At 38.2% G+C, this 25,428-nt stretch carries 19 protein-coding genes; all 19 read right to left on the reverse strand.

The annotated features are described in order from the left end of the window. Positions 1-189 precede the first annotated feature (189 nt). The 19 genes from ACQKOG_RS00870 to ACQKOG_RS00960 all read right to left on the reverse strand — a co-directional run bounded on the left by ACQKOG_RS00870 (position 190) and on the right by ACQKOG_RS00960 (position 25,410). Positions 190-1,899, reverse strand: a complete 1,710-nt coding sequence (locus ACQKOG_RS00870) for a phospho-sugar mutase (RefSeq protein WP_427444480.1) — start codon at positions 1,897-1,899, stop codon at positions 190-192. 192 nt (positions 1,900-2,091) lie between these two features. After that, positions 2,092-2,856: a tyrosine-protein phosphatase gene (locus ACQKOG_RS00875; protein WP_370075165.1), complete on the reverse strand. Its 765-nt coding sequence runs from the start codon at positions 2,854-2,856 to the stop codon at positions 2,092-2,094. Between the two features lie 331 nt (positions 2,857-3,187). Then, a complete protein-coding gene (gene rny / locus ACQKOG_RS00880; protein WP_370075166.1) occupies positions 3,188-4,747 on the reverse strand; it encodes a ribonuclease Y in 1,560 nt (519 codons plus the stop codon). Positions 4,748-5,392: 645 nt separating this feature from the next. Next, positions 5,393-6,457 (reverse strand): recombinase RecA, encoded by a 1,065-nt coding sequence (gene recA / locus ACQKOG_RS00885; RefSeq protein WP_370075167.1) that lies wholly within the window; start codon positions 6,455-6,457, stop codon positions 5,393-5,395. A 454-nt stretch (positions 6,458-6,911) separates the two neighbouring features. After that, complete coding sequence (locus tag ACQKOG_RS00890; protein ID WP_427444484.1) at positions 6,912-8,168, reverse strand: competence/damage-inducible protein A; 1,257 nt, start codon at positions 8,166-8,168, stop codon at positions 6,912-6,914. A gap of 17 nt (positions 8,169-8,185) precedes the next feature. Further along, positions 8,186-8,764 carry a CDP-diacylglycerol--glycerol-3-phosphate 3-phosphatidyltransferase gene (gene pgsA / locus ACQKOG_RS00895; protein WP_370075169.1) on the reverse strand — a complete coding sequence of 193 codons (579 nt, stop codon included), beginning with the start codon at positions 8,762-8,764 and terminating at the stop codon, positions 8,186-8,188. A 47-nt stretch (positions 8,765-8,811) separates the two neighbouring features. After that, the gene (locus ACQKOG_RS00900) at positions 8,812-9,732 is read right to left on the reverse strand and encodes a helix-turn-helix domain-containing protein (RefSeq protein WP_427444487.1); all 921 of its coding nucleotides are present in this window, start codon (positions 9,730-9,732) and stop codon (positions 8,812-8,814) included. Between the two features lie 25 nt (positions 9,733-9,757). After that, positions 9,758-10,546 carry a DUF3388 domain-containing protein gene (locus ACQKOG_RS00905; RefSeq protein WP_142507413.1) on the reverse strand — a complete coding sequence of 263 codons (789 nt, stop codon included), beginning with the start codon at positions 10,544-10,546 and terminating at the stop codon, positions 9,758-9,760. Between the two features lie 228 nt (positions 10,547-10,774). After that, complete coding sequence (locus ACQKOG_RS00910) at positions 10,775-11,032, reverse strand: DUF3243 domain-containing protein (RefSeq protein WP_370075171.1); 258 nt, start codon at positions 11,030-11,032, stop codon at positions 10,775-10,777. Between the two features lie 44 nt (positions 11,033-11,076). Beyond that, positions 11,077-11,805, reverse strand: coding sequence for an elongation factor P 5-aminopentanone reductase (gene ymfI / locus ACQKOG_RS00915; protein ID WP_427444491.1), 729 nt, complete (start codon positions 11,803-11,805; stop codon positions 11,077-11,079). Further along, complete coding sequence (gene yfmH, locus ACQKOG_RS00920; protein ID WP_370075173.1) at positions 11,802-13,103, reverse strand: EF-P 5-aminopentanol modification-associated protein YfmH; 1,302 nt, start codon at positions 13,101-13,103, stop codon at positions 11,802-11,804. Before yfmH ends, ymfI begins: the two co-directional genes overlap by 4 nt. Continuing rightward, a complete protein-coding gene (gene yfmF / locus ACQKOG_RS00925) occupies positions 13,100-14,371 on the reverse strand; it encodes an EF-P 5-aminopentanol modification-associated protein YfmF (RefSeq protein ID WP_402868090.1) in 1,272 nt (423 codons plus the stop codon). The genes yfmH and yfmF overlap by 4 nt, the downstream gene beginning before the upstream one ends. Before the next feature lie 261 nt (positions 14,372-14,632). Further along, positions 14,633-15,598: an ABC transporter permease gene (locus ACQKOG_RS00930; RefSeq protein ID WP_370075175.1), complete on the reverse strand. Its 966-nt coding sequence runs from the start codon at positions 15,596-15,598 to the stop codon at positions 14,633-14,635. A gap of 1 nt (position 15,599) precedes the next feature. Then, positions 15,600-16,646, reverse strand: coding sequence for an ABC transporter permease (locus ACQKOG_RS00935; protein ID WP_370075176.1), 1,047 nt, complete (start codon positions 16,644-16,646; stop codon positions 15,600-15,602). Then, the gene (locus ACQKOG_RS00940; RefSeq protein ID WP_370075177.1) at positions 16,646-18,193 is read right to left on the reverse strand and encodes an ABC transporter ATP-binding protein; all 1,548 of its coding nucleotides are present in this window, start codon (positions 18,191-18,193) and stop codon (positions 16,646-16,648) included. Before ACQKOG_RS00940 ends, ACQKOG_RS00935 begins: the two co-directional genes overlap by 1 nt. Before the next feature lie 707 nt (positions 18,194-18,900). Further along, positions 18,901-19,989 carry a BMP family lipoprotein gene (locus ACQKOG_RS00945; protein WP_427444498.1) on the reverse strand — a complete coding sequence of 363 codons (1,089 nt, stop codon included), beginning with the start codon at positions 19,987-19,989 and terminating at the stop codon, positions 18,901-18,903. Between the two features lie 54 nt (positions 19,990-20,043). Beyond that, a complete protein-coding gene (locus ACQKOG_RS00950; RefSeq protein WP_132357384.1) occupies positions 20,044-20,772 on the reverse strand; it encodes a GntR family transcriptional regulator in 729 nt (242 codons plus the stop codon). Between the two features lie 186 nt (positions 20,773-20,958). Next, entirely contained in the window at positions 20,959-23,247 is a 2,289-nt protein-coding gene (locus ACQKOG_RS00955) for an FtsK/SpoIIIE family DNA translocase (RefSeq protein WP_402868098.1), read from the reverse strand. Positions 23,248-23,742: 495 nt separating this feature from the next. Then, positions 23,743-25,410, reverse strand: a complete 1,668-nt coding sequence (locus ACQKOG_RS00960) for a ribonuclease J (protein WP_427444501.1) — start codon at positions 25,408-25,410, stop codon at positions 23,743-23,745. Between the last annotated feature and the right edge of the window lie 18 nt (positions 25,411-25,428).

Here is a 25,428-nt window from a genome sequence, read left to right on the forward strand (position 1 = left end):
TAATAATAGGAACTTTTTTTCATCTTGCTCTATAAAAAAGGCCTATTAACATCTTTGGATCTATTTACTCCTTTTCTTAAAAGTACAGATTTTATAGTATAAATTTTTTTTGGAATCAAGCCAAAAACTAATACCTGCTGCTGGGATAATTATTTTTTTGGCTTTCTTCATCGCTCTATGTCCATTCTTTCAACTAATTGCTGTCATAAAGGCTGCCTGTAATTGTTGTAGCTTATGCTGTGCTTGTTCTTTCGTATTAGCTACTGTACCAAAGTAAAACTTACATTTTGGCTCTGTTCCGGAAGGGCGAATCGCTATCCATGATTGATCTTCTAAAATAAACTTTAAAACATTTTCTTTAGGTAATTTAATTGAGGAAATCGAGCCATCTTGATGAATGGCTTGTTGCGTTAAGTAATCTTCTATTACCATTACTTTTTGATCTGCAATATCAAAAATTCTATTTTCCCTAAGGTTTTGAAGTAAAGCTTGCATTTCCTTTTGACCAGAAATACCTTCAAATATTTGTGACTGTAATGCTTCTTGATAATAGCCATATTTCTTAAATAAACTGTCCAGAGCATCTAGTAATGTTTGTTGTTTTGTTGCATAATAGGCTGCCATCTCTGCTACTACCAACGCAACTTGAACAGCATCTTTATCACGCACAAAGCTTTGAACCAAATAGCCATAACTTTCTTCATAGCCGAATAGGAACGTTTTTTCCTTCGATTCGTCATACTCAGCAATCTTTTCTGCAATGTATTTAAAACCTGTCAGTGTGTTCACAGTTTCAACTCCGTATTGTTGAGCAATTACTGCACCAAGTTCAGAGGTAACAATTGTTTTGAATAATACGCCGTTTTCAGGTAGCGCATTTTTTTCTTTTTTCGCCTCAAGCAAATACTGTAAGATAAGTGCACCTAGCTGATTACCTGTTAATAATTGATAATCATGCTCTGTTATTACTGCCACACCTAATCGATCGGCATCTGGGTCGGTTGCTAATAGTATTTGTGCACCTGTTTCGTTACCTTTTTGTATTGCATACGTAAAGGCTGCTGCTTCCTCTGGGTTTGGATAAGGAACCGTTGGAAAATCTCCATCTTGTACGGCTTGCTGTTCTACAATATGGACATTTGTAAAACCAAATGCTTGTAAACCTTGTTGTACCGATATTAGCCCTGCACCATGAAGAGGTGAGTAAACAATTGGTATGGTGAAGTCAATATTTGTACGTTGTTTTAAACCGAGTAAGTTTTCTTGATAGGCTTGGTCAATATTAAGTAACATCCATTCTACAGTTCGATGCTGCTCTAATGTGTGCCATGATGTTGTTGGAATGTCAAAAATATTTTGGATATCATCGAGTTTTTCAACGATAGTTTGAATAGCAGATGGCGTCAGTTGTGCCCCGTCCCCCCCATAAACTTTAAATCCATTATATTGTTTGGGATTGTGACTAGCGGTAATGACCACACCTGCAAAAGCGTTTAAATACCTTACTGCAAAAGATAATTCAGGTGTTGGGCGTGCATCGCGAAAAACGAATACTTTTACCCCTAATACCCCCAGCACTTGAGCTGTTTCAATAGCAAAATCCTTTGAGAAATGCCGTGTATCATAGGCAATGACAACACCCCGCTGTTTGGCTATTTCCCCGTTTTCTGTGATATACTGCGCTAGCCCGTATGCAGCTCTGCGAATTGTGTAGATATTCATCCGATTTGTACCAGCACCTAACACACCACGCATACCTGCTGTACCAAATTGTAGGTATTGATAAAATCGATCTTCAATTTGTGTTGCATCATTGACAATGGCTAGTAATTCTTCTTTTAAATAGGAGGGGACAGTTTCCTTTATCCATTGCCTATAGTGATCATCTACAATACTCAATATGACACCTTCTGTTCATTCAATAATTTCAAATCTGTAGAGACGTTTACGCTTGTCGGATATATCCCTATGTCGACAAGACCCATCTGGCCACAGCAATTTACCGTCAACGATTTCAATAATGACATTAAAGCTGTCCGTATTTTTCATTTACATATATCTCAAGATAATTACACTTCTTTTTTCTTAATCCTAAAAAATCTTCCACCATTTCCTCTCTTCGATTTTACAAGGTTCTTGTATAATAAAAGGCTGGTTTTCAATTATTCTTGCATTATTTTCGAGTAATATATCGATCGCATCTAACTCTTTTTTCTTTTCTAAATAACAAAGTCCTGCATCAAAAAAAAATGGTCGAGATGATAGATTGTGTACATCCGATCCATAGGTATGAACTAAATTAGCCCTAACTAGCTCAAGTGAGCGCTTTTGTATTGTGCGTCCAAAATAACCAGCTAAGCTGCCAGCAGTTATTTGTGCTTTTGCTCCTTCGCAAATTAATCGTTCTAAGTAAACAGGCCTTTCAACAATGGCTTTATTTCGTTCTGGATGCGCAATAATTGGGGTAATTCCTTCAGACAGTAATGCACGAATAATTATTATTGTATAAGCAGGTACAATATAGGAGGGTAATTCTAACAACATATAATTAGAGCATGCTAATGTGTGGATTTGATTTGTTTTGTAGAGTGGCATGATTTTTTCTGATAATCGTACTTCATGACCGGTAAAAAGTGTGAGAGGAATACTTTTTTTTATGAGTTCAGATTGTAATAAGTGAATTTGATTTTTCACTGCGCTGTAATTTGCATGATATTGTGGGTGATGGCAATGGGGAGTGGCTATTATTTCTTTAATTCCTTCTTTAACTGCTTGTTCAAACAATCGCATAGTATCTGCCATTGTTTTTGGTCCATCATCTACATTCCATAAGATATGACTATGCATATCAACCATCAATATCCTCCTCTCTAATTAGAAAAGGTCCAATACTTTTATTATGCTCAATCTATAAATATTATGAGTACTATTAAGGAAGTGCTTATTGGATAACTAAAGAGCAAATAAAAATAGGCAACTCTTTGTTCGAAACCGAACAAGAAGTTGCCTATTTTTTCAAGAAATCAACTTTAATTGCTAAAGTTTTCAGTGCTTCATTAATATGAAAAACATTTCGAGCCCGCAATCCGCGACAAGGTTTTCCTGTGATTATCTAGTACAATTATCCACCTAGCATATCGACTCGAAAATTCTATTCTTTCTTTTGAAATAAAATCTATTAATGATTTTATTTCGCATATTCCACGGCACGTGTTTCACGAATAACCGTTACTTTAATATGACCTGGATAATCAAGTTCTTCTTCAATTCGCTTACGGATATCTCTCGCTAAGCGATGTGAAGCTAAGTCATCAATTTTTTCAGGTTGTACAATTATACGAATTTCACGACCAGCTTGAATCGCAAAGGATTTTTCTACGCCATCATAGCTTTCAGAAATTTCCTCTAACTTTTCAAGTCTGCGGATATAGTTTTCAAGCGTCTCACTTCGAGCACCTGGACGAGCTGCTGATAACGCATCAGCTGCAGCCACTAATACCGCGATGACAGATGTTGCTTCTGTATCACCATGGTGAGAAGCAATACTGTTTATAACGACCGGATGTTCCTTGTATTTTGTTGCCAATTCCACACCGATTTCGACATGGCTACCTTCAACTTCATGGTCAATTGCCTTACCAATATCATGTAATAAGCCTGCACGGCGAGCTAATGCTACATCTTCACCAAGTTCAGCAGCGAGCAAGCCTGCTAAATATGCGACCTCAATTGAGTGTTTTAGAACGTTTTGTCCATAACTTGTACGATATTTCATGCGGCCTAAAATCTTCATTAAATCTGGATGTAAATTATGAATGCCAATTTCAAATGTTGTCTGCTCACCTGTTTCGCGGATTTGTTCATCCACTTCACGTCGAGATTTTTCTACCATTTCCTCAATTCGAGCAGGGTGGATGCGGCCATCCTGTACAAGTTTTTCAAGTGCAAGTCGAGCCGTTTCACGACGAATTGGATCAAAGCCTGATAAAATAACCGCCTCTGGAGTATCATCAATAATTAAATCTATACCTGTTAACGTTTCCAAAGTACGGATGTTACGACCTTCACGACCAATAATACGACCTTTCATTTCATCATTTGGCAAGTTCACGACAGATACTGTTGTTTCAGCAACATGATCCGCTGCAAAACGTTGCAGTGCCAGTGATAAAATTTCACGTGCTTTTTTATCTGATTCTTCCTTCGCACGTGTTTCAGCTTCCTTCGTCATCACAGCAATATCAGTTGTTAGCTCTTTTTCTACTTCTCCTAAGATAATAGCTTTTGCTTCATCTCTAGTTAAAGCAGAAATTCGCTCTAGCTCTGATTTTTGCAAGGCAACGAGCTCGTCCACTTTGCTTTCCATCTGTTCCATATGCTGTTGTCTTTCGCTTAGCGCTTGTTCTTTACGCTCTAAGCTTGCTTCTCTCTTATTTAGAGCATCATCTTTGCGATCAAGATTCTCTTCTCTTTGCAATAAACGGTTCTCTTGTTTCTGAAGTTCTGAACGACGTTCACGAATGTCATTTTCTGCTTCAGTACGAAATTTGTGAGTTTCATCTTTGGCTTCAAGTAGTGCTTCTTTCTTCAATGCCTCCGCTTCTCGTTTTCCTTCTTCAACGATTGTTTCAGCGACATGTTTAGCACCAGTGATTTTTGAGTCATTCACTTTTTTCATGTAGATATAGCTAACAGCGGCACCAACGATGAGTCCAAGCAAAGCGGAGATGATAGTAATTCCATCCATATGAACACCTCCTCTTGCTATTTGGGTATTACAGTTTCAGTCGGCGCATACATCAATTTCGCCTCGGCATACTAATTGTGTCTCAGATTTTGAAATGTTTAGGTCTGCACGAGGAGCCGACACGATGTCGGGCATTCGGTATAGTCACGGGAAGTGGCGTTTTACCGATGCAGATACGTCAGCCGTTTTCGCAGGATGCGAAGATCTAAGGCTACCTTCTTATTATTCATTTCTTTCAAAATCCATAACATCTGCCAGAGTCTTCATCTTCACTTAAAATGAAGTCAGAATGTACTGCCTATTTAAAGTCATAATTCAGAAATTATACATTTTTAATTGTATAGCTAGCCTTAAGCTCTGTCAAGGATAGTCGGGCATCTGTTCGCCCTCTAAAGAGAAAAAGTAAGTCATATCCATTAAGAGAATTAATTACCTAATACTTTTACACTAATGCTTATTTTAACTTTTATCATTAATGCGTAGAAGCAGTACTTAGGAATTATTTTAAAAATGGCATACACGACTTTTGAAGATGAGCCAAATATATGGATAACCTAACAAATATTATAAAACCATATTCTCCAATATGTGTAAATAAAAAAATGCATTGCTCACACTATAAAGAGTGGGAACAATGCATTTATATTATTCATCTTCAAGAAGAAGCTTTAATTCCTCATCCATATCTTCCTCTTCATCATGCGCAGCAATTGTGTAAGATGAAGATGCAATACCGTAAGAAGCACGGATTTTATTTGCGATGTCGTCTAGTACTGCTGGATTTTCTTTTAAATACTGTTTAGCATTTTCACGACCTTGACCTAGGCGCTCATCACCGTAAGCATACCAAGAACCGCTTTTTTGAACGATGTCTAGTTCAACACCTAAATCAACTGTTTCGCCCTCTTTTGAAATTCCTTCACCGTACATAATATCAACTTCAGCTGTACGGAATGGTGGTGCCACTTTGTTTTTGACAATTTTAATTTTTGTACGGTTACCCATAATGTCATTGCCTTGTTTAATAGCTTCCGCACGACGAACCTCTAAACGTACTGAGCTGTAGAATTTAAGCGCACGTCCACCAGGTGTTGTTTCTGGGTTTCCGAACATAACACCAATTTTTTCACGAATTTGGTTAATGAAAATGGCGATTGTTTTTGATTTATTAATAGCACCTGAAAGCTTACGTAAGGCCTGAGACATTAAACGGGCTTGTAAACCAACATGCGAATCACCCATATCTCCTTCGATTTCCGCTTTCGGAACTAATGCTGCTACGGAGTCAATAACGATGATATCGATAGCACCACTACGTACTAATGCTTCTGCGATTTCAAGCGCCTGTTCTCCTGTATCTGGTTGAGATAATAGAAGTTCATCAATATTGACGCCTAATTTTTGTGCGTAAATTGGATCTAGTGCATGCTCAGCATCGATAAACGCTGCTTGTCCACCATTTGCCTGTACTTCTGCAATGGCATGAAGAGCAACCGTTGTTTTACCTGATGATTCAGGGCCATATACTTCAATAATACGTCCACGTGGATATCCACCAACACCTAATGCAGCATCAAGTGCTAGCGAACCACTTGAAGATGTAGCGATTTCTAAATCAGTCTTTTCGCCAAGTTTCATGATGGAACCTTTACCAAAATTCTTTTCAATTTGTTTTAACGCCTGTTCTAAGGCAGCTTTACGATCACTCATTCATTTTCCTCCTTCGAAAACTGTTCACTGTTTTTCTCTATCTCTACTATACTTGTTTTTGAGAGAAGACGCAAGAAAAAAGCGAACGTTTATTCGTTTTTCTTCAAAATAAAAATTTGGGTAACTTTCCATTACCCAAATTTCTATTTTCAACTATATTATGGATTACCACCAAAACGTGTGGTTGATTTCCGTTCCGACTGGGCGCTTTCCTGGGGGCGTCCGATGAGCCGCTTCACTCGCGTTGCTCGCTCCAGGGTCTCGGGCCAACACGATGTTGGTCACGAAGGCGTTATCACAGGACGTGATGATTTTAGCCTTCGTTCCTCTATTGCTAATCCCCAAGGAGTCGCCCAGCCTCCACTCCAATCAACTTATTTACATAGTAGACGTTTTAACAAAAGTCATCCGCAACTTTTGGGGATGAACCTATATTATGCCGGGGCATAATTGATTAACGTTTTTTAAAGCCTCTTTCTTCCAAAAGTTGCATTAAATAATGACAAGTAAATTTCGCCGCGCGCAGTCGATTTGTATTACGCATACCCGATAAATGCAGTAAATACGTTATTGGTTTTTCATCGCCAATGGCAATACCTATCCAAACCGTTCCCGCTGGTTGATGATCATGGGCTGTAGGACCTGCCGCACCTGTTAATCCAATACCAATATCCGTATCAAACTTTTTACGTACAGCACTTGCCATAGCTGCTGCACATTCACTGCTTACAATCCCATGTGTAGTTAAAAATTCCTTTGAAATACCGAGTTGCTTAATTTTAGCCTCTTCCGTATACGTAACAACGCCACCAACAAGGGCATCTCCTACACCTGGTATTTCAGCTAATTCTGACTGAAATAAACCTGCTGTTAAACTTTCTGCTGCAGAAATTGTTAACTTATTATCTAGTAACATTTCTACTGTTTTAGAGGCAAGAGAATCATCATCTATACCGTATTGATAGTCCCCAACAAGCGCTTGAATCTCCGTTACCTTTGCGGCAATAAGATGCTGCGCTTCTTGCTCCGTTTCTGCTTTAGCTGTTACACGTAATGTAACCTCGCCGTCAGAAGCAAGTGGAGCAACAGTTGGATTTGTTTGCGCATCTAAAATATGTTGGACACGAACCTCAAGCTCCGCCTCTCCAATGCCATAAAAACGCATAACATGCGATGTAATTACCTCTCCAGCATTTAACATCGCACCGAGTTTTGGCTTTGCTTCAAACTGGAACATTGGCTCAAGCTCTTTAGGTGGCCCCGGAAGTAAAATATACGTACGTTCATCCTTTGTTAATATCATGCCAGGTGCCATGCCGTGATGGTTTGCAAGCACCTCACTACCCGCTAGTATTAAAGCTTGCTTACGATTATTATCCGTCATTGGACGTCCTCGTTTGGCAAAAAACTGCTCAATATTAGCCAGTGCGATATCATCAAAATCGAGAGAAACGTCAAGATGACGCGCAATCGTTTCCTTTGTTAAATCATCCTTTGTAGGACCAAGCCCACCAGAGAAAATGATTAAATCAGCACGAGTCTCTGCAATGGAAATAGCCTCTTCTAAACGTTGTGCATTATCTCCAACAACAGTGTGATAATACACATTTATCCCTAACTCGGACAACTGACTAGAAATAAATCTGGCATTTGTGTTCGAAATCTGACCAAGCAATAACTCTGAGCCAACTGCAAGAATTTCAGCATTCATGATCCTCAAGACCTCTCTTATTTAGACTCAAGTAAGGCACGTCGATTTAGATAGAAATAATCCCATCCAGACCATAGCGTAAAGAACAATGCAATATATAGCATAATTGAATCGAATCGAAAACCGATAAGTGTAAAGACTGTATTGTGTAAAAGTGCTGCTCCGATGGCCACAATTTGGGCCCATGTTTTAATTTTACCAAGCTGGTTCGCCGCAACAACTTCTCCTTCACCTGCCAATATTAAACGAAGGCCAGTTACTGCAAATTCACGGCTAATAATAATTATTATTATCCATGCAGGCGCCATATCAAGCTCTACCATTAAAATAAAAGCTGCTGAAACTAGCAACTTGTCAGCAAGTGGGTCTAAAAATTTCCCAAATGTTGTCACAAGATTGTACTTACGTGCATAATAACCATCCACCCAATCAGTCGCTGAAGCAATAATAAAAATGAGTGCACCTACAAAATGATGAACAGGCATCGTCGCACCGAATAGTGACATTGTTCCCCAGCCAAAATCAAACATCATAACAATGACAAAGAACGGAATAAGTAAGATTCGAGAGATGGTAATTTTATTTGGAATGTTCATTTTTCTAACACCTTTCATGATGAAAGAAAGTAGTCATCACTAGATGACTACTGTTCTTTATTGAAATTGATGACGATGTTTTGCGTTACAATTTGCTGTGCATACGTTAAAGGCTCGTCATTAATGTATACTTTAGCTTGCGCTGAATTACCTAAGCGGATACGGGCGTAATTTTGAGATGTTGCGTCGAATTCTACTACTTCTCCTGCATTATAGACACGAGTATCTGATAGTAATTCTTGTTGCTGTTGGTTTCGAATACCGATAAATGTAGGACCGGATACTTCAATACGTATTTTAAATGCGTCTGTACCTGTTAACGTATAAGAAGTTGTAGCACCATCCGCTTCAATAGCCCCAGCTGAAATCGATTGCTTAACCTCTTCAGTTTGCTTTTCATCAGGTGTTTCCTGTACTGAATCTTTTGAATCTGCTGAGTCTTGTTTGTTATTTGTTTGAGCTTTTTTCTCTTTTTCTTTTTCTTTTTCTTTTTCTGTATCTATTGGTTTTGCTTTTGTATCATATTCTATTTCTGATGGAGTATCTTCCATAACATCTGGCACTGCTTTATTTTTAGACTGCATTAGCACCCAAATCACCACAATAATGACAATGATAAATAAACCAACGATTATTTTCGGCATTGCTTCCATCATTTTAGTAGAAGGGCCTTTTGAAACTTTTCTTCTACTTGGACTAGTCGTCATCGATTGACTTACTTGATTGTTTGGAGTACCTGGTAGCTCGCTTTTATAAGTTTCTAAAAGCTCCTCTGCGTCCAAGCCAACAGCGTCAGCATATTGTTTAATAAAAGCTCGTACATAAAACGAACCAGGCATAATCGAATAATTGCCTTCTTCAATACCTATTAAATAACGCTTTTGAATTTTTGTTATTTCTTGTAAATCGTCTAAGCTGTAGCCTTTAGACAGTCTCGCCTCTTTCAGTCGAGTCCCTAATTCTGCCACTCATAACACCTACTTTAATATCAAATTAAAAATTAAATCCACCAAATGAATTAGATTCGGACATCATTTGGCTTTTTTCCATTATTTCATACGTAATTTCTTCATCTGGGTGATGACGCAATTCAATGATATAATCAAAGTCCTCTATCTTATATTCTGAATGCTGAACAAACATGTCTGGATGCTCGATGACCTTAATGGAAGGCATACTCATCATTTCACGCACTAGTTGCAAATGTCGCTCATCAGACGAACGACGTGTCACAATGCCATCTAATATAAAAATATTATTGTCACTGAATTCATCACCAGCAAGTTTATTGCGAACAGTTTGCTTAATCATTGTAGACGATAAAAAAATCCATTTTTTATTGGCACATACACTTGCCGCTACAATCGATTCAGTTTTTCCAACACGAGGCATTCCACGTATCCCAATAAGCTTATGCCCGTCTTTTTTAAAGAGCTCAGCCATAAAGTCAACTAAAATACCAAGTTCATCTCGTACGAAGCGGAAGGTATTTTTTTCATCTGCATCTCGTGGAATATAATGACCGTGCCTAATGGCTAAACGATCACGGAGCTTTGGTTGTCGAAATTTGGTAACGTTAATATGTTCCATTGTCGAAACAATTGTACGAAAACGCTCAATTGTCTCATCGTTGTCTGTATGCACTAACATACCACGTCGATCCTCATCGACACCATTTATTGAAATAATATTGACACGAAGCATCCCTAAAAGTGAAGCAATATCTCCTAATAATCCAGGGCGATTCACCTGAATTTCATATTCAAAGTACCAATCGCTCAAACACACTCGTTCCCTTCCTATTAGTTAACGTAAAAAATCCTTTATAAGTTCCATCATAGCTGATTTTTTATGTAATGGAAAGTTAGAATACGTGGAATTATGGCGTTATTTTTAAAAACTTACTATTTTTTTTTTGAACATACAGAATAGGCTTACATACGTTCCCTTTTCAATGCAAAAATCCTCTTTTATACAGAAAAAAAAGAGGAGATAGTTCTCCTCTTCGTTTTACTGCACAGGCTTATTTTCTACAAGTTTAATGACACAATTCGCCAATGCATGTTTTTCTTCTTCAGAGGCAACGCCCCATAAATCCGACAGCACTCGCTCTTGTTCATTTTTAGGATCGACATTTGTCGCCAAATATTCTCCAATTTGTACAGCAGCTTGTTGAATCATTTTCGTTGGCATCCCACTTGATTCTGCTCGCATAACATTTTGACCTAAAAACGATGTCCATTTTTGCCAGTTTTCTAAAATAGTCATATGTTTCTCCTCCTTTACACATGTAGTATGTGCAAAAAAGAACATTATATGTACCAGCCACCGTTTAATCGAATAACTTGTCCCGTTACATAATCTGCTTTTCCAGAAAGATAGAAACGTACCATTTCAGCAACATCCGTTGTTTGTCCAGTTATACCTAGTGGAATGTCGTCTAAAATATATTCAAGTTCCTCTTCGCTTAAATGATTGTTCATCGAGGTATTAATAAAACCAGGTGCAATGGCATTAACACGAATACGTGATAGTGCGGCTTCTTTCGCATATGACTTCACAAAAGCATGTTGGGCGCCCTTCACAGTTGCGTAAAGTGCTTCACCAGCCGATCCAGCTTCTCCCCAAATTGAACCAATAAAAAGCACATAGCTGACATCATGAGCGCGTAGCTTTGATGACAGCAATGCCGTCAGACGCATTGGATTTTGTACATGGACACGCCATAATGCATCCATATCCTCCACCGTAGTATCTTCAAGCAGAGAATAATGTGCTTGACCATTTGCAAAGACAATCGCTTGCACATTAAAAATTTGTGATGCTAGCAATTGTGCCCCGGACGCTTTCGAAAAATCTCCCTGTACAAGCATAAACTCCTGTGCAGGGAAACTTTCTGAAAGGGAGCAGTATAGAGCCTGTGCTGCTTTTTCATTGTTTGAAAAGTGTATGTAGATGGACCAACCATCTTCTGCCAGACTTCGACAAATAGCACGGCCAATCTCACCCGATGCACCTAAAACGAGGGCAAACTTTTTCACTGTACGCCCTTTTCTGTAGGTAAAATTTTAAAGACAGTTTGTTGAGATTCACCTTGAACTGAAGAAAATGCTTTTTTCAAATCTTCAATCGTTAGTTCTTCTAGTACAGGCACAACATCGAACAAATTCATATCATTAAACGAATAACGTGTAAATTGGTTGGCGATAAATTCAATAGAGTTCAGTGCACGTAGGAAGAAACCTATTTTTTTACGTTTTACTCGTTCTAAATCGGCACTTTCAAAATGTGCATCTCTATCATACTTTGCTAATTCTTCCTTAATAGCTTTCTCTAATGCAGCCGGGTCTGTAGAATCTGAGCCAATCATAGCAAATCCAAAGCCATTTTCTAACGTGAAATCAAATGCATACGTTTCATCGATTAATCCATCGTCATAGACGGTCTCATAAAATTTAGATGTACGTCCAAAAATAAGTTCAAGTGCAATTTGAACAGACAGCTCATGTTTTAACATGTCACGCCCAGAAAGATTTGTTTCTTTCGCTTTTAAGCCGATATAGACCTTAGGCTTTTGTACATCCATATGCAATTCACGTTCTTTGATAGCAACATCTGTCGGTTCTTGATCGAAGAAACGTTGAATTGGTGTTGGTTCAGGGAATTCTTTTTTGTCTTGATTGTCACGAATAAACGTCATCATTTCATTAGGATCTACTGCACCAATGACAAACAATAACATATTGGACGGATGATAAAATGTATTGTAGCACGTATATAAATGGTCCGCAGTAATGCCATCAATCGACTCTATTGTACCAGCGATATCAATTTTTACTGGATGATTATGATACATATTTTCGATTGTACCAAAATATAGGCGCCAATCTGGTTGATCGTCGTACATCGTAATTTCTTGACCAATAATGCCCTTCTCCTTATTAACAGTTGCTTCTGTAAAGTAAGGCTCTTGAACAAAATTTAATAATGTTTCTGTGCTGTTATAAATATTGTTCGTCGAAGAAAATAAATACGCTGTACGTGTAAATGATGTAAAGGCATTGGCTGAAGCACCGAATTCACTAAACTTTTGGAAGACATCTCCATCTTCTTTTTCAAACATTTTATGCTCTAAGAAGTGGGCAATGCCATCTGGTACTGTAATGCTTTCAGTTCCACCAATTGGCACAAATGTACGGTCAACAGAGCCGTATTTTGTGGTGAACGTTACAAATGTTTTGGAAAAGCCTTTTTTCGGTAATATATAGACGTCTAAGCCATTTTCTAATTTTTCATAATACAATGTTTCATCTAATTGTTTGAATTCAATTGTTTTCATTGTGCGGCTTGCTCCTTTCCACATAAGAAATAGACCGCTTCTAGCTGTACTTGCTTCGCCATTTCAACAATATCTTGCTTTGTCACAGCTTTCCATTTATTTGCCCAAGCTTCAACAGAGAACTCCTCGGGTAAATCTTTATATTGGTCAAAAATTTCTATTTGTCCTCGGGCAGAATCCAATGCTTCTTTTAGCTGATTCGTCAGCATTGCTTTTGTTTGCTCTATTTCCAAATCTGTAATATCGCCCGCTTGCATAACAGCAAGTTGTTCCTTAATTAGTGATAGCGCTTTTTCTTCATTCTTTGGTTCAATCCCAGACACAACAAAGACTAAGCCATAATGTGATGCAAATGAGCTAGACGCATAGTAGGCTAAGCTTTCCTTTTCACGAACATTCATAAATAATTTGGCGTGAGGGTAGCCACCGAATACGCCATTAAAGATTTGCATTTTGGCGAAATCAGCGTCACCAAATCGTACTGGTGTACTAAAGCCAATATGCATCTTTCCTTGCTTCATTTCTTGTTGTTCACGTACATAATCATTTTGCGGATGCTGTTGTGGAAGTACAGCAGGAATTTCTTCAGGTGTACGATCATTAAACGGCAGCGCTTCTTTTAGTTTCGCTACGATTTCGTCTTCATTTATATCACCCGCGACATAAATGTCTATTTTATCGTTAGCAAGCATGGATTGATATGCTTCAAACAATGATGTAGGGGTAATTTGTTGAATGTCCTCGACAGTTCCATTAGCAGAAATAGAGGCCGGTTCATTCGGACGTAATATTTGTTGAATGCGTTGCTGCGCAAAACGAGATTTATCGTCAAAAATGGACTCAATACGCTGAATGACTGTTTTCTTTTCACGTTCCACAATCGATTCCTTAAATACACCATTTTCTAAATTCGGTTCAAATATTGCTGTGTGCAATAAATCAAGTACCTCGTTTAAAACACTTGCATTTGCCAAATAATGATCATTAACGGCTTCTACATTCATCAGTACTGTATGTTCATTACCACGTTTAGATGTGTCAAAATATAACACTGTGCCATACAAGTCATCCAAGAAACTTCGGAATGCAGCGGTTGTCTTATATTTAGCATTACTGTGTTGCAATACATTTGTTAACACTGTACGTTCAGACGCATTTGTCGCCGTTAAAGCTCTTCTCCATTTAATTGAAAAATTTACGGTTTTAAATTGGGTCGTTTGTCGGATATGCAAATTGACACCTTTTGCTAAAGGTATTGTTTTAAACATATATAGAACCCTCCTTATCTTTCTTAATATAACAAAGTACTACACATACTATACATGTCTATTGTCTATAATTGCAAAAAGAATCCAAAGTATGTATATGAAATGTATGGAAGTTACTTTTATTGATTGATGAACCTGTTCATATTAGCAAATAAAGATCATCCTCCAACCATTATTTTCCCAAACACTTGAGATATGTACAAGGAAAAAGACTGAGCATTTTCGCCCAGTCTTTAGTATCAACAATTTATATGTTTGTTATTAGCGTTTCCCTTTAATATAAGGTTGGCCACTAGCTTTTGGTGCATTTGCTTTACCGATAAATCCTGCTAATGCAAAGATCGTTAAGACGTACGGTAAAATTTGTAGGTACACAGCAGGAATATCTTGAATATAAGGAATTCCGCTTCCTGCAACACTTAACGTTTGTGCTACTCCGAAGAATAAAGCTGCACCTAATGCACCGATCGGATGCCATTTACCGAAAATCATTGCAGCAATGGCCATAAAGCCTTGGCCGGCAATTGTTGCATGTGAGAAATTGCCTGCAATTGATTGCGCGTACACTGCACCACCAAGACCACCTAATGCCCCAGAGATAACAACAGCAATATAGCGCATTCTATTAACGTTTACACCCATCGTATCTGCAGCCATTGGATGTTCACCGACAGCGCGTAAACGTAACCCAAATGGTGTTTTATAAATGATAAACCATGCTCCAAAAGCTACTGCAAAAGCTAATATCGATGTACTGTAGACATTTTGGAATAATAATGGACCAAAGAACGGTATGTCCTCTAAATAAGGGATAGCGAAACGATTTATTGCATAGGTTTGGTCAATCATATCTGTTTGACCTTTATCATAAATCATTTTTACCAAGAATACAGATACCGCTAAACCTAATAAGTTGATAGCAACCCCCGATACTGTTTGATCGGCACGGAAGGAAATAGACGCAACTGCATGGAGAAGTGAGAAGATTCCCCCAATAATGAAAGCTGCCAGCATTGCCATCCAAATTGTTGCTGAACCGAATGTTGCAGCATATTCTAAATTGACATAAATACCAACAAATGCGCCAACAATCATTAAACCTTCTAATCCGATGTTTACTACACCAGAACGTTCAGAGAATACACCACCGATTGCTGTAAAAATTAAAGGTGTTGCATAAAGAATCGCCGAAGGGATGATGAAATATAACATTTCTAAAAAGCCCATGTTATTGTCCCTCCTTTTTCTTGCTCAACTTTTGTAATGCTACTCGAATAATATAGCCTGATGCCACGAAGAAAATAATTAACGCGATAATAATAGATACGATTTCCTCTGGAATACCTGCAGCATTCGGCATATTTAGCGCTCCGTATTTAAGTGAGCCGAATAATGAAGCTCCGAATACTACCCCTAGTGGCGTGTTGGCACCAAGTAAGGCAACAGCGATCCCATCGAAACCAATACCTGTAAAGCCTGGTTTAATAGAGACGTTTCCGAAAGTACCTAGTGCCTCCATAGCACCACCAAGACCTGCGAACATACCTGAAATCGTCATAGCTAAAATAATGTTTTTGTTGACGCTCATACCAGCATAATCTGCAGCATGCTTATTAAATCCTACCGCTTTAAGCTCATATCCGCGTGTTGTTTTTTCTAAAATGAACCACATAACTATTACCATTAACAGTGCAACAATGATGCCATAGTGAAGACTTGAATTGTCTGTTAGCTCTCTTAAAAACGGAGAACGTAATGAAGCTGATTCATGAACTCGTTCTGTTTTAAAGCCACCGTCAGACAAGTTTTTAATAACTGCATTCGCAATATAAAGCGCAGTGTAGTTTAACATAATTGTCGCAATAACTTCGTGAACTTTAAATTTCGCTTTTAAGAAACCTGCAATAAAGGCCCAAAATGCACCTGCAGCTGCTGCCGCAAGTAATGCTAATGGTAAGTGAATGATTTTAGGTAGATCAAATGCATATCCTACCCAAGCTGCTGCTAGCCAACCTAAAATTAGCTGACCTTCAACACCGATGTTGAATAACCCTGTGCGGAAGGCAAATGCTACCGCAAGACCCGCCAATATATACGGTGTTATTTGACGGATTGTGTTCCCAATTGAATATGAATCTCCAAAAATACCTGTCCAAAGGGCGCTATAACCTTGTACTGGGTCATAGCCGCTGACTACCATCACGATAGCACCAACGATTAAACCGATAATGATAGAGATGATAGGAACGAGTATATTAATGACACGATTTGACATTAGTCGTTCCCCTCCTTCGCACCATTCGTATTATTTTTACTATTTTGTCCTGCCATTAATAGACCTAGCTCTTGTTCTGTTGTTTCTTTTGGATTTAATTCATCCACAATTTGACCATCATAAATAACGGCAATACGGTCCGAAACATTCATGACTTCATCTAATTCAAATGAAATTAACAGTACTGCTTTTCCTTTATCACGTTGCTCAATAAGGCGAGAGTGAATAAATTCAATTGCCCCTACGTCAAGACCACGTGTTGGTAATGCTGCGATCAATAAATCAGGATTACGATCAATTTCACGACCGATAATCGCTTTTTGCTGGTTACCACCTGAAAGGGCACGAGCCGGTGTCATTTCACCATTACCAGTACGAACATCATATTCTTCAATAATTTGGCGCGCTTTTTCAGACACTTTCTTGTAGTCCATAACAAAGCCCTTAGCGATTGGAGACTGATAATATGTTTGCAGTGCGATATTGTGGCCAATTGGGAAATCTAATACTAAACCGTGTTTATGACGGTCTTGTGGGATATGTCCAACGCCTTCCTCCGTAATTTTCCGAGGCTTCATATTTGTTATATCTTTGCCATTTAATTTAACGTTACCACTTTTAATTTTACGTAGACCCGTTATGGCCTCGATTAACTCAGATTGTCCGTTTCCATCGATACCCGCAATACCAACAATTTCACCTTTGCGTACTTTTAAGTTCAACCCTTTTACTTTATCGATATTACGATAGTCTGTAACAATCAAGTTTTCAATTGCAAGTACTTCATCAGTTGGATTTGCTTCTGTTTTTTCTGTTTTAAATTCGACTTGGCGACCAACCATCATTTCAGCTAATTGGTTAGGATTTGTTTCAGCAGTTGTAACTGTTCCAATCCCTTCCCCTTTTCTGATAATCGTCACACGGTCAGAGACTTCCATAATTTCTTTTAGCTTATGGGTAATCAAAATAATGGATTTGCCTTCTTCAATTAAACGGCGCATTATTTGAATAAGCTCTGTAATCTCCTGTGGTGTTAAAGATGCAGTAGGTTCGTCAAAGATTAAAATTTCTGCACCGCGGTATAATGTCTTTAAAATTTCAACACGCTGTTGCATCCCTACTGTAATATTCTCGATTTTGGCATATGGATCAACATCTAAACCATACTTTTCGGAAAGTGCCTGTACTTTCTTTGCCGCATCTTTAATATTAATAACACCCATTTTTGTAGGTTCAGAACCTAAAATAATATTCTCTGTTACTGTAAAATTTTCCACCAACATAAAGTGTTGATGTACCATACCAATCCCTAGATCATTGGCCACATTTGGATTTGTAATTTTAACAGCCTTCCCACGAACTCGAATTTCGCCGCCTTCTGGTTGATACAAACCAAAAAGGACGTTCATTAAAGTCGATTTACCTGCACCATTTTCACCTAGTAATGCATGGATTTCGCCTTTTTTCAGTTGGAGGGTGATATTATTATTTGCCACGAAATTACCGAATTCTTTTCGGATTCCTAGCATCTCAATCACGTATTCCAATTTCGTCACTCCCTTAATAGGCACTTTTATCAATTTCGCCTTGGCGTAATTGTGGCTGTTGCTTTGCTTTCGCCACAGAAAACATTTCGTAGCTGTCGCTTTGCTTTCGCTACGTAAAACATTTTGTAGCTGTCGCTTTGCTTTCGCTACGTAAAACATTTTGTAGCTACCGCTTCGCTTTCGCTACAGAAAACATGTGTAGCTGTCGCTTTGCTTTCGCTACAGAAAACATGTGTTACTGACGCTTCGTTAACACTCCATTTCGCAAAGATAAACAATACGTCCAGTTTTTGAAACCGTTTTCTATATTTGTTTGAGACAAACTTAATAATACTAGCCATAGTCACTGTTAGTTCAACGTTTTTTAACATCGACAGCAATGACCTCAGCCAGAGGTTCCATCTTCGTTCAGTGGCATTATATACCCTATTAACAAAAAATTCATGCATGTCTTGTCTCACTAATAGAGGTAGATATTCTTCTGAATGAAGATAAATTAATACAGGAAAGGTCATCGTTAGAAACCTTTCTTCTATTAACTTGTTACCATCATTACTATTCTTACGATAAACTCATAGAAAAATTACTACCTCTATGGTAAACAAATAGAATCAAATAGAGTATTGCAAATAGTCAAAATATAACGATAGATTGAAAAATCATCATAAGGGCCTTTTAAGAGTCCCTTATGATGATCAAAAGATGAATTATTTTTTCACTTTTTCTGGAACTTTAATTTCACCTTTAGCAATTTTTTCTTTATATTCATCAATAACAGTTTGAACATCTGCTGGGATTGCACCACGAGAATCTGCAAGTTTCACGCCGTCTTCAGCTAAACCATAAGTAAGCGTTTTGCCACCAGGGAATTCACCGTTTTTAGCTTTATTTGAAATATCTATAACTGCTGCGTTAACACCTTTTAACATAGAAGTTAAAGTAACGTTTGTTTTATCATCTACTTTACCTTCTTCGTATTGGTCAGCATCTACACCAATTACCCATACATTTGCATTAGGATCTTTTTTCTTACGTTCCTTCGCCTCAGAGAATACACCGTTACCAGTTGCACCAGCAGCGTGGAAGATAATATCTACGCCTGAAGAATACATGCTGTTAGCTGTCATTTTACCAAGATCAGCTTTATCAAATGCGCCTGTATATTTTCTTTGAATATCAATATCCGGATTTACTGTTTTAGCTCCTTCAACGAATCCAGCTTCAAAGCGATTAATTACGGGAATATCTCCTCCACCAACGAAGCCGATTTTTCCTGTTTTAGTCATTTTTGCAGCAGCTACACCAGCTAAGAAGGCACCTTCTTGCTCTTTGAACATAATAGATGCTACGTTGTCTGCTTTTACTGAAGCGTCAACGATTGCGAATTTTTTATCTGGATTTTCTTCAGCTATTGCAGTCATAGCATCTTCCATCAAATAACCAATACCAAAAACTAAATTAAAGTCACGACGTAATAATGCGTTTAAATTTGATTCATAGTCAGCGTCTGATTTTGATTGTAAGTAAGCGAAGCCGCCATTACCTTCTTTTAGGTTATTTTCTTTACCGTAAGCTTGAACACCTTCCCAAGCGGATTGGTTGAATGATTTATCATCAACACCACCTACGTCAGTAACCATTGCTACTGAGAACACATCTTCTTTTTTGCTTTCGCCTGATGAAGCGTTTTCTTTTTCTTTTGCAGGTTTTTCTTCGTCTTTCGTACCACATGCACCTAAGATTGCACTTGCAGCTAAAACTGATGATAATACTAAGCCAAATTTACGTTTTTTCATTTTGATAACCCCCCAAAGGTATTGTAATTAGCAGGAAAAAAATTTAGAAATGTTCTACACCCGTTTACGAACTACATGGAAGCTGAATTTATCAGCTCGGAAATAATTTTTTGAATACAGCACTACTTGATCATGATCATCGTAATGCAACTGCTTTAATACTAAAAGAGCTGTTTCACGCCCGCAATTTAAAATCGGTGAAGCTTGCTCATGATACCCGATTGGATCAATATATGTAACGGCATAGGCAACATGAATTTTACCAGATTGTTCAAGTGCAGAGAAAAGTGAAACTTCTTTTTTTTCAACAAAGTCAGTTGGCAGGAAACTTGCTGGTAATCTGTCTATGCAGTATACTACCGGCTCGCCATCCGCTGTTCTGACACGTTCAATTGTGAGTATTTTATCTTCGCCATCACATTGGAAGCGTTTTAAATCTTCCTCAGAAGGTATGCTTTCCGTCGCCTTTAAAAAGCGGGAACCGGGTTCCATACCTGCTGCCTCGATCATAGAAGAAATGCTCGATAAATGCTCGATTCCTGAAGTAAACAACGGTTTAGGGTTTACAAAAGTCCCCACCCCATGTCGACGTACAATAACATTTTCCTCTTCCAACAGTCGTAGCGCTTCTCTAAGAGTTGCTCGACTGACTCCTAGTGATTTCGATAATTCAAACTCTGAAGGCAGTTTTTCATTTTCTTTAAAAATGCCTGTTTCAATGTCAGACTTTAAACGATCAATTACTTGAAGATAGAGATGACGATGATCAGCTTTAATAGTCACATATATCACCACCAAAATCAGAGATCAGACATCTGATGTACAACATTCCTACTAATCGTTCATAAATATAACATTTTTATAGACTGAAAGCAATTACACCTTAGCGTAATTGCTTCCGAAATTTGAAATGAATTTGGGCCTACTTGATATATTCAACATTATTCATTTTTTGTCGTTGTTTTGGTACTAATTATCGTATTGATGAATGAGCACTTGTCGAGGCTTACTACCCTCTGGAGGCCCGACAATACCACGTTGTTCCATTTGATCGACAATACGAGCAGCTCTCGAATAGCCGATACGGAAGCGGCGCTGCAACATCGAAACAGAGGCCGTCTGCATACTCACAACTAACTGCACAGCCTCATCAAATAATTCGTCCGTTTCCTCTAAAATTGTCTCTTCTTCGGTCGGAATCATTTCCTCCTGATACTGTGCTTTTTGCTGTTCTATAACAAAGGTAACAACTGACTCAACTTCTTGATCTGATAAAAAGGCACCTTGCACACGTTTTGGTTTAGATGCACCGGCAGGTAAAAACAGCATATCTCCTCGACCGAGTAAACGTTCTGCTCCACCCATATCTAATATCGTTCTAGAATCGATTGATGATGAAACCGCAAAGGCAATACGCGAAGGAATATTTGCTTTAATAACACCTGTCAATACATCAACACTTGGTCGTTGGGTTGCAATAATTAAATGAATCCCTGCTGCACGTGCCATTTGTGCTAAACGTGTAATAGAATCCTCTACATCACTTGAGGCAACCATCATTAAGTCCGCTAACTCATCTACAATTACCACAATATAAGGTAATTTCGGATGTTTTTCATCCGTTTGCTCATTGACTTTTTGTACATGACCGTTGTAACCTTCAATATTACGAGTACCTGTATGAGAAAATAAATCATAACGGCGCTCCATTTCAGCCACAACTTTCTTCAGCGCCTGAGACGCTTTACGAGCATCCGTAACAACTGGTGCCAGTAGATGAGGAATTCCATTATAAACATTTAACTCCACCATTTTCGGGTCAATCATCATTAGCTTTACCTCATGTGGTTTTGTACGCATTAGAATTGATACGACAATACCATTTATACACACACTTTTCCCACTACCCGTCGAACCTGCAACAAGTAAATGTGGCATTTTATTGAGCTCGGCGAGTACTGCTTGTCCAGTAATATCACGACCTAATGCGACTTGTAATAAAGCTTCTGGCTTTGCACCATCTTTAGACTCTAACACTTCCCGAAGTGTAACAATTGCTACCTCACTATTTGGTACTTCAATGCCAATCGCAGACTTTCCAGGAATAGGTGCTTCCATACGAATATCCTTTGCAGCAAGTGCTAAGGCAAGATCATCCTGTAAGTTTACAATTTTACTTACTTTCACGCCTATATCTGGTAATATTTCGTATTTCGTTACAGCTGGGCCTAAATGAACCTGCGTTACTTTTGCCTTTACACCAAAGCTTTGCAAAGTTTGCTCAAGCTTTTTCGCATTTGCCTGAATGACAGAATATTCGCCACTTTGGTCATGCTGTGGCGGTAATTGTAATAGATTATAAGACGGCAGTTGATAATCTGCATTTTCTACAGCATCTGCCCCTTCGATATGGACATCATCAACAATTTCTCCATGTTCAATATCTTCATTTTCAGCTGTTGCATATTCTTCTCGTTCATGAGATACATTTTGAGTAAAGGCAGAGATAATTGGTTCATGAGAAGCTTCTTCCTCCGCTTGTACCTCAGGCTCCTGTTCGACAGCTGCGATTTCATCCTTGCTTTCTACTTTTGAACGGCGATTCTTAGGTTTCTTTGGCACATTTTTTTTCTTTTCACGATGTTTCTTTTGCCATTTTCCAAAAAGATCAGGCATTTTGTCCGCTAAATATGGAACAAGCGCCTTTCCTGTTACTAAAATTAAGCCGATAAAGAAAATAACCCATGCAACGACCTTCGCACCTGTTGCCTCAAATAATACATGTAGAGCACTGAATAACAGTGCACCAATCATACCTCCGCCAAGTGCATTACTTCGATGGATAATACCCTCTGAATTAATTAAAATTCGCCAAGATTCTCGCAACACAGAATCTGATAATAAACCTCCAGATTTTGATAATTGTTCAAAAAGAATGCCGTGACTAAAAATTGTTAAACTCATAACAATGAGGAGCATACCTAATATGAGACGATCATAAATACTTACTTTTTTCCGCCCAATCATCAGTAATAACGCAACAAATATAAGCATAAATGGCACAGCAAAATGTAAATTCCCTAAAAGAAACATTGCCATTGTTTGGAGAATACGTCCAATCATGCCATATTCAAAAATCATAATAACTGCTAATGCAATTAAGATAAGCCCTAAAATTTCATACATAAGCGGATGCATTTCTTTTTTTTCTGTAGTCGCTTTTGTTTTCGAGACTTTTCTTTTTCTACTAGTCGCCATCTATTTCACCTTCTTTTGTAATCCATTCTATATATGTAGCGAATAATAACATGTAGAACTTGATTATTTCAAAAAATAGACTCTTCACCATAACGTGTGGTTGATTTCCGTTCCGGCTGGGCGCTTTGTCGCTGACGCTTCGCTTTCGCGCAGAAAACATTTGTTGTTGCTGTCGCTACGCTTTCGCACAGATAAAACATTTGTCGCTGACGCAGCGGCAGGATGTTTTTTGCGCGAAAGCGTAGTGCTAACATAGCGAAAGCGGCACGATGTTGGCCACGAAGGCGTTAACACAGGACGTGATGATTTTAGCCTTCGTTTCTCTATTGCTAATCCCCAAGGAGTCACCCAGCCTTCACCCCAATCAACTTATATAAATGATATATGTTTCAACAAATGCCATTCCCAACTTTTAGGTTTGAGCCAAAAAAAGGATTTTCCACCGTTTACATTCGGTTAGAAAATCCTTTTTCATTCAACGATGATGTTTCATTTTTAATATTCCATAATGATTGGGATAATCATTGGGCGGCGCTTCGTTTTTTGGAATAAATACGTATTCAGTGTATCTCGAATTTCTTGTTTAATGTTTGTCCATTCAAATGTATCTTTACCAACGTATTTTTCAATAACAGTTTTCGCAATCTCAGAAGCTTCTACCATTAATTCTTCTGATTCGCGTACATATACGAAACCACGCGATAAAATTTCCGGACCAGATGCAATTTTCTTTTGAGCACGGTTTAACGTTACAACAACAATGAAAATTCCATCCTGCGATAATAACTTACGATCGCGAAGTACGATGTTGCCTACATCGCCAACACCAATACCGTCTATTAATACATTACCAGCTTGTACACGGCCACTCATTCGCATTTTACCATTTTTATATTCTACAATATCCCCTTTATCGGCGATAAAAATTTGTGATTTTTGCATACCTAGTTGTTGAGCAAGCTTTGAGTGAGCAATAAGCATACGGTACTCACCTTGCACAGGGATAAAGTACTTCGGTTGCATTAAATTTAGCATTAATTTTAAATCCTCTTGGCTACCGTGACCCGACACATGTACATTTTTGCTAGATGTTAGAATTTCAGCGCCTGCTTTTGCGATAGAGTTCATCGTATTAGCCATCTGTACTTCCATACTAGGAGATGGTGTAAAAGTAATTAATACTGTATCATCTTGCTTTATTTTAATGTCTCGGTGATGTTTGCGGACGATTTTCTCTAATGCATCAAGTGGCTCCCCTTTATTACCTGTAGCAATAATAATAATCTCATCATCTTGATACTTTTGCATTTCTGAGATAGGGATGATTGTATCTTCCCCAGCCGTTAAGTAACCTAGCTGTACACCTAAATCCACAGCTTTTTCTAAAGGTTTTCCTACGATGACTACTTTACGGAAAGACTTTTGAGCTTGTGTAAGTACTTGTTGAACACGGATAAAATTCGATGCATAAACAGCAACTAAAATACGACCTGGTGCTGAATGGAATGTTTTTGATAATTGCTCTTCAATCACAATCTCAGATGTCGTATAACCTGGTCGCTCAGCTTCACTCGACTCAGATAATAGAATAAATACGCCTTCTTCCCCTAACTGAGCCATTTTTGCTAAATCAGGCTTAAATTTACCTGTCGCTGATTGATCGAATTTAAACTCCCCTGTATGAACAATTGCTCCTTCAGATGTATGGAACACTACCCCTAACGAATCGGGAATACTATGTGTTGTATGGAAGAATGTCACATACGTTGAGTTAAAATTCATACGACTACGGTTCGTAACCTCAAAGAATTTCACCTGATGTGGTGCAGGCAATTCTTTTAAATGTTCCTTTGCAAGTGCAATTGTTAATTTTGATCCGTACACTGGCGCTTTCACTTTTTGTAATACATAGGCAATCGAGCCAATTGCATCTTCATGACCATGTGTTAAGAAAATGCCTTTCACACGATCTTTATTTTCTTCTAAATACGTAATATCCGGAATCACGATATCAATGCCCAGCATTTCGTCTTCAGGGAACATTAAGCCGCTATCCACTACAAATAGCTCTTCGTCAATTTCTACTACGTACATTGCTTTCCCAATTTCGCCCACGCCACCAAGTGGGATGATGCGAATTAATTCATTTTTCTTTTTTGTCAATTTATTTCCTCCTAAAAA

It is taken from the genome of Lysinibacillus sp. NPDC093216 (genome assembly GCF_050280325.1).
In the GTDB taxonomy this organism is placed as follows: Bacteria; Bacillota; Bacilli; order Bacillales_A; family Planococcaceae; genus Lysinibacillus.

What these genes read in the sequence shown, in the direction of transcription:
- yfmH (WP_370075173.1), bottom strand. Translation starts at nt 13,103, where the DNA reads ATGAAAACAATTGAATTCAAACAATTAGATGAAACATTGTATTATGAA.
- ACQKOG_RS00935 (WP_370075176.1), bottom strand. Translation starts at nt 16,646, where the DNA reads ATGTCAAATCGTGTCATTAATATACTCGTTCCTATCATCTCTATCATT.
- recA (WP_370075167.1), bottom strand. Translation starts at nt 6,457, where the DNA reads ATGAGTGATCGTAAAGCTGCCTTAGAACAGGCGTTAAAACAAATTGAA.
- ACQKOG_RS00930 (WP_370075175.1), bottom strand. Translation starts at nt 15,598, where the DNA reads ATGGGCTTTTTAGAAATGTTATATTTCATCATCCCTTCGGCGATTCTT.
- ACQKOG_RS00955 (WP_402868098.1), bottom strand. Translation starts at nt 23,247, where the DNA reads ATGGCGACTAGTAGAAAAAGAAAAGTCTCGAAAACAAAAGCGACTACA.
- ACQKOG_RS00890 (WP_427444484.1), bottom strand. Translation starts at nt 8,168, where the DNA reads ATGAATGCTGAAATTCTTGCAGTTGGCTCAGAGTTATTGCTTGGTCAG.
- rny (WP_370075166.1), bottom strand. Translation starts at nt 4,747, where the DNA reads ATGGATGGAATTACTATCATCTCCGCTTTGCTTGGACTCATCGTTGGT.
- ACQKOG_RS00910 (WP_370075171.1), bottom strand. Translation starts at nt 11,032, where the DNA reads ATGACTATTTTAGAAAACTGGCAAAAATGGACATCGTTTTTAGGTCAA.
- yfmF (WP_402868090.1), bottom strand. Translation starts at nt 14,371, where the DNA reads ATGTTTAAAACAATACCTTTAGCAAAAGGTGTCAATTTGCATATCCGA.
- ACQKOG_RS00945 (WP_427444498.1), bottom strand. Translation starts at nt 19,989, where the DNA reads ATGAAAAAACGTAAATTTGGCTTAGTATTATCATCAGTTTTAGCTGCA.
- ACQKOG_RS00875 (WP_370075165.1), bottom strand. Translation starts at nt 2,856, where the DNA reads ATGGTTGATATGCATAGTCATATCTTATGGAATGTAGATGATGGACCA.
- pgsA (WP_370075169.1), bottom strand. Translation starts at nt 8,764, where the DNA reads ATGAACATTCCAAATAAAATTACCATCTCTCGAATCTTACTTATTCCG.